The 14,573-nt window shown below is 70.3% G+C and carries 12 protein-coding genes; 7 read left to right on the top strand and 5 right to left on the bottom strand.

The genetic code is table 11. The features are described 5' to 3' along the window. Window positions 1-14: 14 nt before the first annotated feature. The 3 genes from pbp4b to QU602_RS18770 all read right to left on the bottom strand — a co-directional run bounded on the left by pbp4b (window position 15) and on the right by QU602_RS18770 (window position 4,885). Window positions 15-2,651 (bottom strand): penicillin binding protein PBP4B, encoded by a 2,637-nt coding sequence (gene pbp4b, locus QU602_RS18780; RefSeq protein WP_308797986.1) that lies wholly within the window; start codon window positions 2,649-2,651, stop codon window positions 15-17. Between the two features lie 199 nt (window positions 2,652-2,850). Beyond that, the gene (locus tag QU602_RS18775; protein ID WP_308800232.1) at window positions 2,851-3,708 is read right to left on the bottom strand and encodes a MurR/RpiR family transcriptional regulator; all 858 of its coding nucleotides are present in this window, start codon (window positions 3,706-3,708) and stop codon (window positions 2,851-2,853) included. Window positions 3,709-3,823: 115 nt separating this feature from the next. After that, window positions 3,824-4,885, bottom strand: a complete 1,062-nt coding sequence (locus tag QU602_RS18770; protein ID WP_308797985.1) for a serine hydrolase domain-containing protein — start codon at window positions 4,883-4,885, stop codon at window positions 3,824-3,826. 93 nt (window positions 4,886-4,978) lie between these two features. Here QU602_RS18770 and QU602_RS18765 point away from each other — a divergent pair, with 93 nt between their 5' ends. From QU602_RS18765 to QU602_RS18735, 7 genes are all read left to right on the top strand, one after another. Further along, window positions 4,979-5,914: an N-acetylmuramic acid 6-phosphate etherase gene (locus QU602_RS18765; RefSeq protein ID WP_308797983.1), complete on the top strand. Its 936-nt coding sequence runs from the start codon at window positions 4,979-4,981 to the stop codon at window positions 5,912-5,914. 59 nt (window positions 5,915-5,973) lie between these two features. Next, window positions 5,974-7,260, top strand: coding sequence for an ABC transporter substrate-binding protein (locus QU602_RS18760; RefSeq protein WP_308797981.1), 1,287 nt, complete (start codon window positions 5,974-5,976; stop codon window positions 7,258-7,260). Window positions 7,261-7,301: 41 nt separating this feature from the next. Continuing rightward, a complete protein-coding gene (locus QU602_RS18755; RefSeq protein WP_308797980.1) occupies window positions 7,302-8,255 on the top strand; it encodes a carbohydrate ABC transporter permease in 954 nt (317 codons plus the stop codon). Beyond that, the gene (locus tag QU602_RS18750) at window positions 8,255-9,154 is read left to right on the top strand and encodes a carbohydrate ABC transporter permease (protein WP_308797979.1); all 900 of its coding nucleotides are present in this window, start codon (window positions 8,255-8,257) and stop codon (window positions 9,152-9,154) included. The genes QU602_RS18755 and QU602_RS18750 overlap by 1 nt, the downstream gene beginning before the upstream one ends. Continuing rightward, window positions 9,151-10,140, top strand: coding sequence for a BadF/BadG/BcrA/BcrD ATPase family protein (locus tag QU602_RS18745; protein ID WP_308797978.1), 990 nt, complete (start codon window positions 9,151-9,153; stop codon window positions 10,138-10,140). Before QU602_RS18750 ends, QU602_RS18745 begins: the two co-directional genes overlap by 4 nt. 251 nt (window positions 10,141-10,391) lie before the next feature. Next, the gene (locus QU602_RS18740; RefSeq protein ID WP_308797977.1) at window positions 10,392-11,291 is read left to right on the top strand and encodes a FadR/GntR family transcriptional regulator; all 900 of its coding nucleotides are present in this window, start codon (window positions 10,392-10,394) and stop codon (window positions 11,289-11,291) included. Continuing rightward, complete coding sequence (locus tag QU602_RS18735; RefSeq protein WP_308797976.1) at window positions 11,288-12,097, top strand: sulfite exporter TauE/SafE family protein; 810 nt, start codon at window positions 11,288-11,290, stop codon at window positions 12,095-12,097. The genes QU602_RS18740 and QU602_RS18735 overlap by 4 nt, the downstream gene beginning before the upstream one ends. Before the next feature lie 77 nt (window positions 12,098-12,174). On the opposite strand, the gene QU602_RS18730 is transcribed toward QU602_RS18735, so the two are convergent. Next, on the bottom strand, window positions 12,175-13,560 hold the full coding sequence (locus QU602_RS18730; protein ID WP_308797975.1) for an L-serine ammonia-lyase: 1,386 nt from the start codon (window positions 13,558-13,560) through the stop codon (window positions 12,175-12,177). An 89-nt stretch (window positions 13,561-13,649) separates the two neighbouring features. Then, window positions 13,650-14,552, bottom strand: a complete 903-nt coding sequence (locus QU602_RS18725; protein ID WP_308797974.1) for a LysR family transcriptional regulator — start codon at window positions 14,550-14,552, stop codon at window positions 13,650-13,652. Between the last annotated feature and the right edge of the window lie 21 nt (window positions 14,553-14,573).

The raw sequence follows: 14,573 nt of genomic DNA, 5'->3' as shown, positions 1-14,573 counted from the left end.
GGATCAGACCGCGATCATTCGCTGCGGAGGTGGCGTCGCCTGATTGCGACGCCGGTGAACAGGCCGCCGAGCGCGAGGACCAGCAGGGCGAACCCGGCCCAGGCTTCCGCGGGCAGGCCGGTCGACGCGAGGTCACCGCCGGCCGGTTTCGCGGTTCCGGGGTCCGAGCCGCCGGGAGCGCCCGGGGTACCGCCGCCGGGGCCGCCTTCGCCGGGCCCGCCGGGGTCGGCTGCCGCGCGCACGGTGACCGTCGTCTCAGCGACGAGCGGTTCGGCGCCGTCGGCGGCGATGAGCCAGGCGGGCCGCTGCAGCTCACCGCGCGCGGCGTACGCGTCGCTCAGCGCTCCGTCGTAGCCGTCGAGCGACCAGCTCACGGCGACCTCGTGTGAGACATCCGCCTCATCGGTGATCGTGACCGTGGCCGGCAGCGTCGCGAGCGCCTCGGCCTCGGCCGTGCCGTGATCCACGGCGACCGGCTCGACCGACGACACGGATGCCTCGGCAACATAGTCGGGCTCGTCGTGCACCAGCGCCCGGTAGACCATGGCCGATACCGGGGCGAGGTCGGAGACGTCGAAGCTCGCCCCCTGGAATCCGTTCGGCGGGCTGACGACCGGCGAGTGCCGCATGTTGGTGAGGATGGTGATCGTCATCTGGTGCACGGGGTCGATGACGGTCAGCGTGCCGGTCCAGCCCTGGTGCCCGAAGGTGCTCCGACTCGGGCCCCAGTTGAAGTAGTAGTAGGCCGCGGCGTTCTGCGAGTGCAAGCGCCAGCCGAGCCCGATCGTCGAGCTGCCGATCGTCGCCGGATTGACCGAGTACGGCTCGATGAACGCGTCGGCGACCTCCTTCGAGAAGTACTCGCGTCCGCCGTAGGTGCCACCGTTCAGCATGAGTTGCGTGAGCACCGCCATGTCGCCCGCGGTCGAGAAGAGCCCCGCGTGCCCGGCGACGCCGGCCATCGAGTAGTACGCCTTCTCGTCGTGCACCTCGCCCCGGAGCGTGTAGTCGCGGATCGGCACCGGCCGGCCCTCGTCGTCCACACCGAACGAGATGTTGCCGTCGCGGGTGTTGCCGTTGAGTTCGGTCGCGGCGATCCGTGCGGGGTCGACACCCGCGTCGAGCGGGCGGAACCCGGTGTCGCTGAGCCCGAGCGGGCCGTAGAACTCGCGCTCGAGGTACACGTCGAGTCGCTCGCCCGTGATCTGCTCGACGAGCAGGCCGAGGATCATGTAGTCCACGTCGCTGTAGGCGAAGACGGTGCGAGGGGTGTAGCGCAGGGGAGTCCGCGAGATGGCGTCGACGATCCCGGCGCGGTCGTCGGCGTCGTCGGTCTGGTACCAGAGCCCGCCGGCCGAGGCGAGGTTCGGGTACTCCGGATCGGGGATCATGCCGCCCACGTGATGCAGGATGTCGCGGATCGTCACCGTCTCCTTGCCGGTGTAGACGGCGGGGATGCCGCCGGCTCCGCCGACCGTCCACTTGCCCGTGTACTCGGAGTTGGCGTCGGTGAAGCCCTCCCACCCCGGGAAGCTCTGCAGCGTGCGGTCGAGGTCGAGCCGGCCTTCGCTGACGAGGCGCTGGATCGCGTAGTTCGTCGCGTACATCTTGCTGTTCGAGGCGAGGTCGAAGACGGTCTCGCTCGTCGCCGGCGTCCACTCGGATTCGGGCAGCAGGGCCGCGGGCTGGGTCGTGCCGTCCGGGGCAATCGACGTGGAGTACTTCTGCGCGAAGCCCCAGGCGTCGTCCTTGACGAGCCGACCGTCCTTGGTCACGGACACGGCGACCGCAGGGCCGCCGGCGTCGACCTGGCGTTGCACGAACGCATCGAGCTCGGCGAGCTTCGCCTCGTCGAAGCCGACGGTCGCGGGCGCTGCCTCGACGAGCCGGTCGTGCGCGACGGCCTGCGGCTCGAGCAGGAAGGTGCCGGCCGGGTGCACGAGCGTGCCGAGCTGGAGGATGCGCTCGACCGCGCCGAGCGACAGGAAGTAGTCGCCGTCTGCTCGGAAGCCGTCGACGTCGTCGAACACCAGCCCGGTGTGCGCGTTGAGCATGTTGCCGGTGACGTTCGACCCGATCCGATTCGTGTCGACCGCGATCTCGAAGTAGTCGCGGTCCCGGTAGACGGTGAGGATCTCGAGGCTGCCGGTCGGTGATCCGTCGAACCGGTAGCCGTTCATGCCGTACTGGAAGCGCAGGTCGGTGAGTTCCGCGAGTGTGCTGACGCCGACGTAGGCGCGCCGGTCCTGCACGCGCAGCTGGTCCTGATCGATCGCGACGGGCGCCTCGTACACGCGCGGGTCGCCGTCCACGACCCAGACCTCGGCGCTCCCGCTCTCAGGAGTGACATAGCGCACGTCGTCGGCGAAGGCGGAGTCCCCGGTGACGCGGAACCCGACCGTGTCGTCGAGCGACGCGTCGAACGAGAATCGGGTCACCTCGCCGAAGGCGTCGGTCGCGACCTCGGTGGACGACGGCGCGGTGCCGTCGAGCAACTGTGCCGCGATGGCGCCGACGGGCGCGGAGGTCGAGTCGGTGTAGTGAACCGTCAGGCCCGGTGGAGGTGCGGCGTGAGCCGCGGGCACCGACACCAGCGGGGCGATGGCCAATGAGCTCGCCGCGAGCACGGCGAGACGTCTCAAGATCTTCACATGAAGCTCCATTGCGTTCGAACACGAAGAAGGGTCGGCGGATCAGCCGCGTCCGCCCGCGACCGCGGCGCTCCGGTCGGGAGCTCGCATGACTGCGGTCTGAGGCGTTGATGAAAAAAAGTACCAGAAACTCTGGAACTGATGAAGAAATTTTACCGCGAGCTTCGCGGCTCGCCTTCGCCGCCCGCCTTCGCGCCGCTCAGCCGTCGAGGCGATGCGCCTGCACTGCGTCGTATGTGAGTCGGAGGAGTCCGCCGACCCGATCGATCTCGCCCTGCAGCAGCCTGACGACGAGGAAGTCGACGATGGCCATCTGCGCGAGTCGGCTCGACATCGCCCCGGTGCGGTAGCGCGACTCGCGTGCGCTCGTGACCAGCAGGAGGTCGGCGACGTCGGCGATGGGGGAGTCGGGGTAGTTCGTGATGGCGACCGTCGTCGCGCCTCGGCTCCGGGCGAGCGCGAGCATTTGATTCGGCTCGACCGTCTGACCCGAGTGCGAGATGCCGATCGCGACACACTCGGGACCGGTCAGGGCGAACGAGGTCAGCGCGAGGTGCGCATCCGTCCAGCAGAAGCTCGGCACCCCGACCCGGTGCAGCTTCAGCTGCAGGTCCTGCGCGGTGAGTCCGCTCGACCCGGCGCCGAACACGTCGATTCGCGGTGCGGACCGGATCGCCTGGACGACCGCGTCGAGCGCGTCGAGGTCGAGGCTCCGTGCGGTCTCCTCGATCGCGCGAGCTTCCTGGTACGCGACCTTCGTGACCACGTCGAGCGCCGAGTCGTTCGCGTCGATCTCGGCGTCGTCGACCCGGAACAGCTCGCGCGCCGCCTCCTCACGGCTGTTCGCGGCGGCGATCGCGATGCGGAACTCCTTGTAGCCGGCATAGCCGACCGCGCGGCAGAACCGGGCCACCGAGGCCGGAGAGGTGCCGGCCAGCGTGGCGAGCCGGGTGATCGTGGACTCGACCACGACGGCCGGACGGTCCAGCACGAGCTCGGCGATGTGGTGCTCGGCTTTCGAGAGCGAGGGCATCCGCTGGCGGAGGGCGACGAACACGTCGGTCAAGGTCGGCCTCCTACGGCGTCGGCGGTACTGGAGTCGCATCCTATCGAGCGAAGATGCCGCGTCCGCTCCGGTGCGACCGCGGGTCCGCCGATGAGGGCCATCCGGATCACCACTGCCCCGCCAGCCCGGCGACCCTGGCGCGCAGTCCGTGGATCGCGTCATCGTCGCGCGTGGGATGTACCCGGTTGGTCAGGAGCACGATCGATCGCGCTCCCCCTGGCTCCGTCGCGAACGCAGTCCCGGTGAACCCGGTGTGCCCGGCGGTCGTGCGGCCGAGTCCGCGCATCCACGCCTCGTCGAGCCGCGGGCCGAGCGCCTGACCGAAGCCCGGGTCGGTCGGCAGCGGGCGGAGCGTGGTCAGCGCCTCGGTCACGGCGGGCGCCAGCACCCGCCGGCCGTCGACGAGACCGCCGGTGCGCAGCGCCTCGGCGAACCTGAGCAGGTCGCGGGCGGTGCCGAACAGCCCGGCGTTGCCGCTCACGCCGCCGAGCGCGGCGGCGGTCTCGTCGTGGACCTCGCCGTGCACGAGACCGCGCCCCAGCTGCACCTCGGTCGCGGCGATGCCCGATCGGGTAGACGGGTCCGGACGGTACCCCGTCTGGTGCATGCCGAGCGGGCCGAGCACGCGTTGGCGGACCAGGTCGTCGAGCGGGATGCCGGCTAGCGCCTCCGCCGCAAGGCCAGCCCAGATGTATCCGACACACGAGTAGTGGTGGCGCGTGCCCGGCGGCGCCTCGGGCCGGGCGCCGGCCCGGAACCGAACCGCGCGGGGATCAGGGGCTCGATCGGGCCACTCCGCCGCGAAACCGGCCGTGTGGTTGAGCAACTGCGCGATGGTGGTCGATCGGGCGGGCCCATCGCGGAACTCGGGCAGGAGCTCGGCGACCGGCAGCGCGGGATCGAGCGCGCGTGCGTCCAGCTCTGCGAGCAGGGCGGCAGCGACGATCGGCTTGGTCACGGAGGCGAGATCGAAGCGGGTGGATGCCTCGACGCGGCGTCCGTGCCGGACCTTGCGGATTCCGGGCCCCTCCCACGAGCGGGTCGTCCCGGCATGATGCTCGACGACCACATCGCCCTCGACCGCGAGCACGACCGAGGCGGCCGAGCCGAGCCCCAGAGTGAGAGCCTCATCGATCGCGGTGCTCAACGACGCAGATGACCGAGTCATATGAAAAAAATAATCTTTGTGCTTCCGAAACTCGATACTTTTATACATACTGGGTCGGAACCACCCGACGACGTGAAGGATCCAGTCTCCCAAATGAGCACCCCAGACCTCCTGCTGGACCGCCGACCAGACGGCGAGCGGCCGCTCCCGCCCACCGAGGAGCGGCTCGAGGCCTCTGCCGAGCTCGACGCGAAGTCCAGTCTCGAGGTGCTCCGTCTGCTGAACGCCGAGGACCGGGTCGCGGTGGAAGCGGTCGATGCTGTGCTGCCGCAGCTCGCGGGCCTCGTCGACCTCACCGCCGGACGGTTCCGCCGGGGCGGAACCGTCCACTACTTCGGCGCGGGCACCTCCGGACGACTCGGCGTGCTCGACGCGGCCGAACTGCTCCCGACGTTCAACCTCGAGCCCGGCCGCGTCGTCGGCCACATCGCGGGCGGCGCCGCCGCCCTGGTGAACGCGGTCGAGGACGCCGAGGATTCCGACGCCGAAGGCCGCGCCGCGGCCGCAGACCTCGGCCCCGACGACGTCGCGATCGGTCTCGCGGCGAGCGGCAACACACCATACGTCGGCGGCGCGCTCGCGGTGGCACGAGCGGCCGGTGCGCACACCGCGCTCGTCTCGAGCAACCCGCACGCCGACCTCGCGCACCTCGCCGACACCGTGATCGTGCTCGAGACTGGTGCCGAGGTGCTGACCGGTTCGACCCGCCTGAAGGCGGCGACCGCCGAGAAGCTCGTGCTGAACGGATTCTCGACCGCGCTCATGGTCGCGGTGGGTCGCACCTGGTCGAACCTCATGGTGTCGGTCGTCGCGACCAACGACAAGCTGCGTCACCGCACGGTGCGCATCCTTGCCGATGCGACCGGCCTCCAGCCCGCCGCCGCCCGCCAGCTCCTCGCCTCGGCCGACGGCGAGCTGAAGACCGCGATCGTCGCCGCCGTCGGCGGCATCGAGATCGACGAGGCCCGCCGGCTCATCGCCGAGCACGGCGGATCCGTCCGCGACGCGCTCGCCGAGGCATCCCGCTGACGTCGGCCGGTACCTGCACCACCCACCCCCTGCACCATCCACATGAAGGAGAAATCACGATGAGGCGACGCATCCTCACGACCGCGGCCCTCCTGGCCGGCTCCGCCCTCCTGCTCAGCGCCTGCGCACCGAGCGCGTCGAGCGGCGATGACCAGGCGAGCGGCGACGACGTCACCCTGAAGGTCTGGTCCTGGCGCACTGAAGACGTCGACGCCTACACCAAGATCTTCGATGTCTTCGAGGAAGAGAACCCCGGCATCACCGTCGAGTTCGAGGCGTTCCAGAACACTGAGTACAACCAGATCCTGACCACCGGCCTTGCCGGCAGCGACGGTCCCGACGTGCCCATGGTGCGTGCCTATGGCCAGCTGCAGCCGAACATCGAGGCGGGCCAGCTCGAGCCCATCGACGGCGACGTCGACGGACTCGACGACATCGCCCCGAGCGTCATCGCCGGTGCGAAGGGCAAGGCCGACGGCAAGACCTACGCCGTCCCGCTCGCCACTCAGACGCTCCAGATGTTCTACAACACGGCGATCTTCGACGAGCACGGACTCGAGGTGCCCACCACCTGGGACGAGTTCATCGACGTGCAGGAGACCCTGCTCGCAGCGGGAGTCACGCCCATCGCACTCGGTGCGAAGGACGACTGGATCCTGCCGATCTTCGCCGACATCGTCGGCAGCGCGCGCTACGGCGGCGCGGACTTCGAAGCGAAGGTGCTTTCGGGCGAGACCGACTTCACCGACCCCGACTATGTCGCGTCGCTCGGTCTGATCACCGACCTGCAGAAGTACCTCACGCCCGACGTCGTCGGTGTGAGCTACACCGACAGCCAGATCCAGTTCACCTCCGGTCAGGCGGCGCAGTTCCCCGGCGGCTCGTTCGAGATCGCGACCTTCCGCAACCAGGCGCCCGACCTCGAGTTCGCCTCGTACCAGGTGCCGCTGCCCGAGGGGGCGGTGCTCGACGCTCCCGTCTCGCCCGCGTACGCCGACGGCAACTTCGCCATCAACGCCAAGTCGAAGCACAAGGAAGAGTCGCTGAAGCTGCTCAACTGGCTCGCGACGCCCGAGTTCGGGCAGCTCGTGGCCGACGAGCTGAACCAGTTCTCGGCGATCCCCGGCGTCGAGTATGAGGATGCCGTGATGAAGGAGGCGTGGGCGAACGCGGAAGCCGGGCAGGCTCCGTACCTGCTGCTCGTCGACTTCCGGTACGGTGAGCCGCTCGGCACCGCCGTGCTCGGCGCCGAGGTGCAGAAGATGTTCCTCGGGCAGACCGACGCGGCCGGTGCTGCCGCAGCGCTGCAGACCGGGATCTCGCAGTGGTTCACCCCCGGCGAGTGACCGGCTCCCCAGAACGCATCCGATAGCGAGGAACGAAGACCATGTCCGCCATCACGACACTCAAGGCGCCGCGCCGCCGAGGGAACACGGGCATCGCCCTTTCCCGACGCGCGGGCATGGTCTTCGTCCTCCCCGCGCTGATCCTCTTCGCGGTCTTCATCGCGTACCCGCTGCTCACGGCGCTCAGCTACTCGTTCTTCGCCTGGACCGGCATCGTGCGCGGCGAATTCGTCGGACTCGAGAACTACGTCGCGCTGTTCACGAAGTTGCCCTACAGCGAGGACATCCCGAACGCGTTCGTGCACAACATCCTGCTGTTCGCCGGCGCGATGCTCTTCCAGAACACCGTCGGGCTGGCACTCGCGACCCTGCTGCACCGGATCAGCCGGTTCAAGCGGTTCTTCCAGACGATGTACACCCTGCCCTATCTCGTCTCGCCGCTCGTCATCGGCTACCTCTGGTCGCTCATGCTCTCCCCTTTGTTCGGTCCGGTGAACGCGGTGCTGCGGTCGATCGGACTCGGTGAGCTCGCGCAGCCATGGCTCGGCAACCCCCAGACCGCCATCTGGGTCGTCGTCTTCGTCACCGCGTGGCAGTGGATCGGCTTCCCCGTGCTGCTCTACGGCGCGGCCCTCGGCGGAATCCCCGAGGAGATCGACGAGGCGGCGTCGCTCGACGGGGCGAGCGCGTGGCAGCGCTTCCGCTCCATCACCCTGCCGATGCTCGTGCCAGCGATCGGCACCGTGAGCGTCCTCACGTTCATCGGGGCCATGGAGGCGTTCCCGATCCCGTACGCGCTCGGCGGTTCCCAGGGCAACCCGGCGGGGGCCACCGATGTGCTCAGCCTGCTCTTCTACCGCACGGCCTTCGAATCGGGTTCTTCGAACGCGATCGGCACGAGCTCCGCGATCGCCACCCTGCTGTTCCTCTTCATCTTCGGCGTCGCGATCCTGATCACCTGGCTGCTTCGCCGGACCGAACGGAAGCTCTTCTGATGACCGCGACGATCTCTCCCAGCACACGCGAAGCGGCCTCGGCCCCCGCGGAGCGTCGCCCCGTACGCAGACGCCGGCCCCGCGTGACCGCGGGCGGCATCGCGTCGAGCACATTCCTCTGGCTGTACGCGGCGATCTCGATCGCCCCGCTGCTGCTCATGGTGTCGAACTCGCTGCGCACCACCCAGGACATGGCGCAACACCCGCTCGGCCTGCCGGCGCCGCCGAACTTCACGAGCTATCAGAAGGCGTGGATCACCGCGTCGTTCGACACCTACTTCTTCAACTCGATCTTTGTCACGTTCGCCTCGGTGGTGCTGTCCACGGCGGTGTCGCTGCTCGCGGCGTACGCCTTCGCCCGGACCCGGTCGAAGCTCTTCACGACGCTCGAGGGCATGTTCCTCTCCGGGCTCATGCTGCCCGTGTACCTCGCGATCCTGCCCCTGTTCTTCATGCTCGACGCGGCCGGCCTGGTGTCGAACCTGTGGAGCCTGATCCTCGTGTACGCGGCCCTCGGCATCCCGTTCTCCACGTTCGTGCTCGCGAGCTTCTTCAGACAGCTGCCGATCGAGCTCGACGAGGCCGCACGGCTCGACGGCGCGGGGCCGTTCGCGACGTTCTGGCGCGTGCACCTCCCGCTCGTCCGGCCTGCGATCGCGACGGTCATCGTGTTCCGGTTCGTGCCGGTCTGGAACGACTTCTTCTACCCGCTGATCCTGATCCGCGACCAGAGCTCATACACCCTGCCGGTCGGCATCACCCGGTTCTTCGGCGAGTATCAGACCGACTGGGCCACGCTGTTCGCCGGGTTGACGCTTGCGACGATCCCGCTCGTGGTCCTGTTCCTGCTCGCGACGAAGCAGATCGTGTCGGGCCTGACCGCCGGCATGAGCAAGTGAGTCTCAGCCTCGGCATCGATCTCGGCGGCTCGGGCAGCCGGGTGGCGCTTCGCGGCGCGGACGGCCAGCGTCGCGAGTTCACCGGCGAGCGTGTCGGTGTGACGGCCACGGGCAGCTCGGTGCCCGATGTGGCGGTGCAGCTGCTCCGCGTCGCGCGCGAGCGCTGGCCGGAGGAGTTCGCCGAACTCACCGGCGTCGGTCTCGGCGCCACAGGCCTCGCGTCGCTCGTCGCCGATCCCGCGGCGCTCGCCGAGGCGATACGCGTCGAATCGGCCGCGGGCGGCGCGGCGGATGCCTCGCGCTCGCGCCCGAGGGTCGTGGTCGCGCTCGACGCGGTCACCGCGCATCTGGGCGCGCTCGGTGGCGAGGCGGGAGCGACCGTCGCGCTCGGCACGGGTGCGATCGCGCTCGGTGGCGACGGACGCACCACCTGGCGGCGCGTCGACGGCTGGGGACACCTGCTCGGCGATCGCGGCGGCGGGGCCTGGATCGGACGCCGCGGGCTCGAGATCGCGATGCGGGCCCACGACGGCGTGGAGGCATCCGGAGCCGCGCTGCTGGCGGCCGGCCGCGCCCGCTTCGGCGACCCGCCCGGCTGGCCCGCCCAGCTCTACACCCGGGCCGACCGGGCCGGTGTGCTCGCGGCGTTCGCGCCCGACGTGCTTGCCCTCGCGGCCGACGGCGACGCCGTGGCCGCCGGCATCGCGGCCGAGGCCGGCGCGGAGGCGGCGCGCAGCGGAGTCTCTGCCCTCATGCCGGGCCTGCCGCCGCGCCTGGCGGCGACGGGCGGGCTGTTCCGGGCGGGCGGCGTACTCGCCGAGTCCTTTGCGGCGACGATTGCCGAGCTGCGGCCCGGCGTCGAGCTCCGTGAGCCGCTCGGCGACCCGCTCGACGGCGCCCTGGTGCTCGCCGCCCGTGCGGCGCGGGGCGAGCTCGCCGGACGCGGGCCATTCGTGTGGGTCGCGGGCGATCCGGCGAGCCGCTGACGCGGGCAGCTTCGAGATGAACCGTTGGGGGCGTTCGGCGGGGCGAACAGCGGCTCGGGCGACGGAGCTGCACGGCACGGTCGGCGACCGGAACCGGCGTCTGGGTTTGACAGTTTGTAGGACAAACCGTCAAGATGGACGCGCTGCGGCAGGCTTCCGCAGCGCTGTTCGAATGTCACGTCATCGCGGGGTCGCGCCCCACCGGGCGACCGCCCCTGTGCGACGCCGGCCCCTCGTCGTCAGGAACGCACATGGAATGGTCGTCGCTTCGGCGCTCGCCGGCGCTCTCCGTACCCGACCGGCTCTCGCTCGATCTCGAACGGCGCATCCTCGAGGGTCAGCTCCGCCCCGGTGACCGCCTCCCGAGCGAGCCCGAGCTGTGCGAACTGCTCGGTGTCTCCCGGGTCTCGGTCCGGCAGGCGCTGCACGAGCTGCAGGCGCGCGGACTGATCGACCGCAAGCCGGGTCGCGGCACGATCGTGCTCGCGCCGGCCCAGCGCGGCGGGCACACCGGCGATGCGATCTCCGCGCTCATGACGGGAGCCGGCGCAGACGGGGTCATGGAGCTCGCCCGGATCATGGAGCTCCGCGCGGTGATCGAGCCGCCCATCGCGGCCCTCGCCGCCGCACGCGTGACCCCGCGTGACACCGAACAGCTCCGCGCGCTCGTCGCGGAGATGGAGGCCGAGACCGACCTCGAGCGCTACGCCGACCTCGACCGCGCGTTCCACCACGCCATTGCCGTGTACACCCACAATCCGCTGCTCACCCAGCTCACCGAGCTCATCGCGACCGAGATCGCACCGAGCCGCCGCCGGTCGCTGCAGTCCCCCGAGCGGCGCCACGCGTCGAGCGCCGCCCACCGGCGCATCTTCGAGGCGATCGCCGCACACGACGGCGAACGCGCAGAGACCGAGGCCAGGGCGCACGTCGAGAGCGTGCTGCGCGAAGCGCTGCGCGCGGCATCGACGACCGGGGTGCCGACCGGGGTGCCGACCGGGGTGCCGACCGGCGCAGCGGCCGCGGAGGCATCCGCCGAGGCTGTCGCCGAGGCATCCGCCGAGGCTGTCGCCGAGGCATCCGTCCAGACTGTCGCCGAGCGCAACGTCCGAGACACGCGCGACCCCAGGAATGGAGACCGACGACCATGACCCGCTCGTCAATGGAGCCCCCGACGGAGATGTCCCGGCCCAGGCCGGCGATCATCTCGCTCATCCTGCTCGGGATCGCGGCCGGGTACCTCTCGGGACTGTTCGGGGTCGGCGGCGGCATCATCGTGGTGCCCATGCTGCTCATGCTCGGGCTCGACCAGCGGCTCGCGGCGGGCACGTCGGTCGCGGCGATCCTGCCGACCTCGATCGTCGGAGCCACCGGGTACGCCATCTCGGGCAACATCGACTGGCTCGCGGGGCTCATGCTCGCGATCGGCATCGTCGCGGGGGCACAGCTCGGCACCTATCTGCTCGCCCGCCTGCCGAAGGACGTGCTGTTCTGGATGTTCGTGGCGTTCCTCGTGGTCGTCATGGTCAACCTCTGGCTGTCGGTGCCGCAGCGCGACGCCGAGATCGCCATCGACCTGTGGACCGGGGCCGCGCTCGTGCTCACCGGTCTGATCACCGGCATCCTCTCGGGGCTCCTGGGTGTGGGCGGCGGCATCATCGTGGTGCCCGTGCTGATGTTCTTCTTCGGGGCGAGCGACCTCATCGCGAAGGGCACGTCGCTGCTCATGATGGTGCCCGGCTCAATCTCGGCGACGATCGGGAACACCCGGCGACGCAACGTCGACCTGCGCGCGGCGGTCGTCGTCGGTCTCGCCGCGTGCGTGGCGTCGCCGCTCGGGCTGCTCACCGCGACCGTGATCTCGCCGTTCTGGTCGAACGTGACCTTCTCGGTCCTGCTCGCAGGCGTCGCGGCCCAGCTGGTCGTGAAGCACGTCAGATCGCGCCGCCGGCGCTGAGCGCTGCGGGCGCTGGGCGCTGCGGGCGCTGAGCGCTGCGGGCGCTGGGCGCCGGCGGCGCGGGACGCCGCGGGCCGTCAGCAGGCGACGACGTTGACCGCGAGGCCGCCGCGCGAGGTCTCCTTGTACTTGTCGTGCATGTCGGCACCGGTCTCGCGCATCGTCGCGATCGCCTGATCGAGCGACACGCGGTGGGTGCCGTCGCCGCGCAGGGCCATCCGTGCCGCGTTGATCGCCTTCGTGCTCGCAATCGCGTTCCGCTCGATGCACGGGATCTGCACGAGGCCGCCGATCGGATCGCACGTGAGGCCCAGATTGTGCTCGATGCCGATCTCCGCCGCGTTCTCGACCTGGGCCGGCGTCGCGTCCAGCACCTCGGCGAGGCCCGCAGCCGCCATCGAACAGGCCGACCCGACCTCGCCCTGGCAGCCCACCTCGGCTCCCGAGATCGAGGCATTCGACTTGAACAGGATGCCGACGGCCGCCGCGGTCAGCAGGAACCGGATCACGTCGTCCTCGGAGGCGCCCGGCACGAAGGCGACGTAGTAGTGCAGCACGGCCGGGATGATGCCGGCCGCGCCGTTCGTCGGCGCGGTCACCACCCGCCCACCCGACGCGTTCTCCTCGTTCACCGCGAGCGCGTAGAGGTTCACCCATTCGAGTGCGTGCAGCGGGTCACCCGCCGCGGCTGACCCGTCACCGGCCCCGGCGTGCAGCTCGGCATACAGGCGCGGCGCGCGGCGCCGCACCTCGAGGCCGCCGGGCAGCACACCGTCGGGTCGGGTGCAGCCGCGTTCCACGCACTCCTGCATGGCGCGCCAGATGCGCAGCAGCTGGGCTCGGAGCTCGGACTCGGGCCGCCGGGCGAGCTCGTTCTGCCACATGAGCTCGCTGATCGAGAGACCGTGCGTCGCGCAGAGGCGCAGCAGCTCGTCGGCGCTCGCGAAGGGGAACGGCACGGATGCCTCGGGGCCGACGGGCGGCGCATCCATCTCGGTCTCGTCGAGGACGAAGCCCCCGCCGACCGAGTAGCAGGTGCGTTCGGCGAGCACCTGCCCGTCGGCGTCGCTCGCGGTGAACGTCATGGCGTTCGGATGCGCCGGGAGCGATCGGCGCAGGTGCAGCGTCAGGTCGGTCGCCCAGTCGAACTCGACCTCGTGGGTGCCGGCGAGTCGGAGGACGCCCCGGCGCCGGATCTCGGCGACGGTGCGCTCGACCTCGTCGACGTCGACCGTCTCGGGCTGTTCACCGAGCAGCCCGAGTACCACGGCCGTGTCGCTGCCGTGACCGCGGCCTGTCGCCCCGAGCGAGCCGAACAGGTCGACACGGATTCGAGCGACCCGGTCGAGTAGACCCGCCGAGGCGAGGTTCGTCGCGAACGTGCGCCCGGCCCGCATCGGGCCGACCGTGTGGGAGGACGATGGGCCGATGCCGATGGAGAACATGTCCAATGCGCTGAGCATGAGAGCCGCGAACCTCCTCGATCGTGAAGCGGAACTCACTCAACCACCGGCGGACTCCAAGAACCAGGCCGGAATTCTCAAGGCGTTGTTCAGTTTTGCTTCACTAGCGCGCTGCTGTGCTCGCGCAGTGAGGCCGCGACCACGTCGAGCTGCGCTGAGCCCCGGCTGCTGGCGCGCCGCGCCAGGATGACGTTGCGCTCGCACCGCGGTTCCACGGTGCGCGCGGCGACCGCGAACCGCGAGTGCCGGGTCTGCATGCCGCTGACGAGCGCCACGCCGTCGAAGGCCTCGACGAGCGCGAGCGTCACCGTGACGTTGCTGCAGCGCGCGACGATGTCGGGGCTGAACCCGTGCCGCTCGCACAACTGATGCAGGTACCCGTCGAAGACGGCCTGGCTGCCGTCGAGCACCCACCGAGCGTCGCGTAGCTCATCGATGCGAACCGCTGAGCCGGAGACGCCGGCCCGTGCGGTCGGCAGACAGAGCAGCAGCTCGTCGGTCGCCAGGAGTTCGGTGTCGAGCCCCGTGCCATCGAAGGGGTTGAGATCGTCGATCACCGCGAGATCGACCGTGCCGTCGCGCAGCGCGCTCAGACTCTGACGTGGTTCGAGGTCGGAGATCTCCAGGGACAGTTCTGGGAAGCGTGGTCTCAGGTCGCCGACGACGGCCGGCACGACGGTCGCGCAGAAGCTCGGGAACGCGCTCAACCGCACGGTGCCCTGGAGCGTGCTGCCGTACCGGCGCATGCTCACCGCCGCCGCCTCGGACTCGGCGGCGATGCGGTCGGCGTGCGCCGCGAGTGCGCGCCCGGCGTCGGTCAGCGCGGCACGGCGGCCCGCCCTGCTGATCAGTTCGACGCCCGCCTCGCGTTCGAGGATGGCGAGCTGCTGGCTCACGCCCGATGTGGACATGAACAGGCTCTCGGCAGCCGCAGTCATGGTCTTGTGCCGCGCGAACGCGCGGAGGATCTCGAGTCTGCGCTGATCGAACACGTCGCCTCCGCCCGGGGTCCG

The sequence above is a fragment of the Agromyces protaetiae genome (assembly GCF_030866785.1).
Classification (GTDB): Bacteria; Actinomycetota; Actinomycetes; order Actinomycetales; family Microbacteriaceae; genus Agromyces; species Agromyces silvae.
Note: the sequence above shows the minus strand (reverse complement) of the source record. Positions and strands in the feature narration are given on the sequence as shown.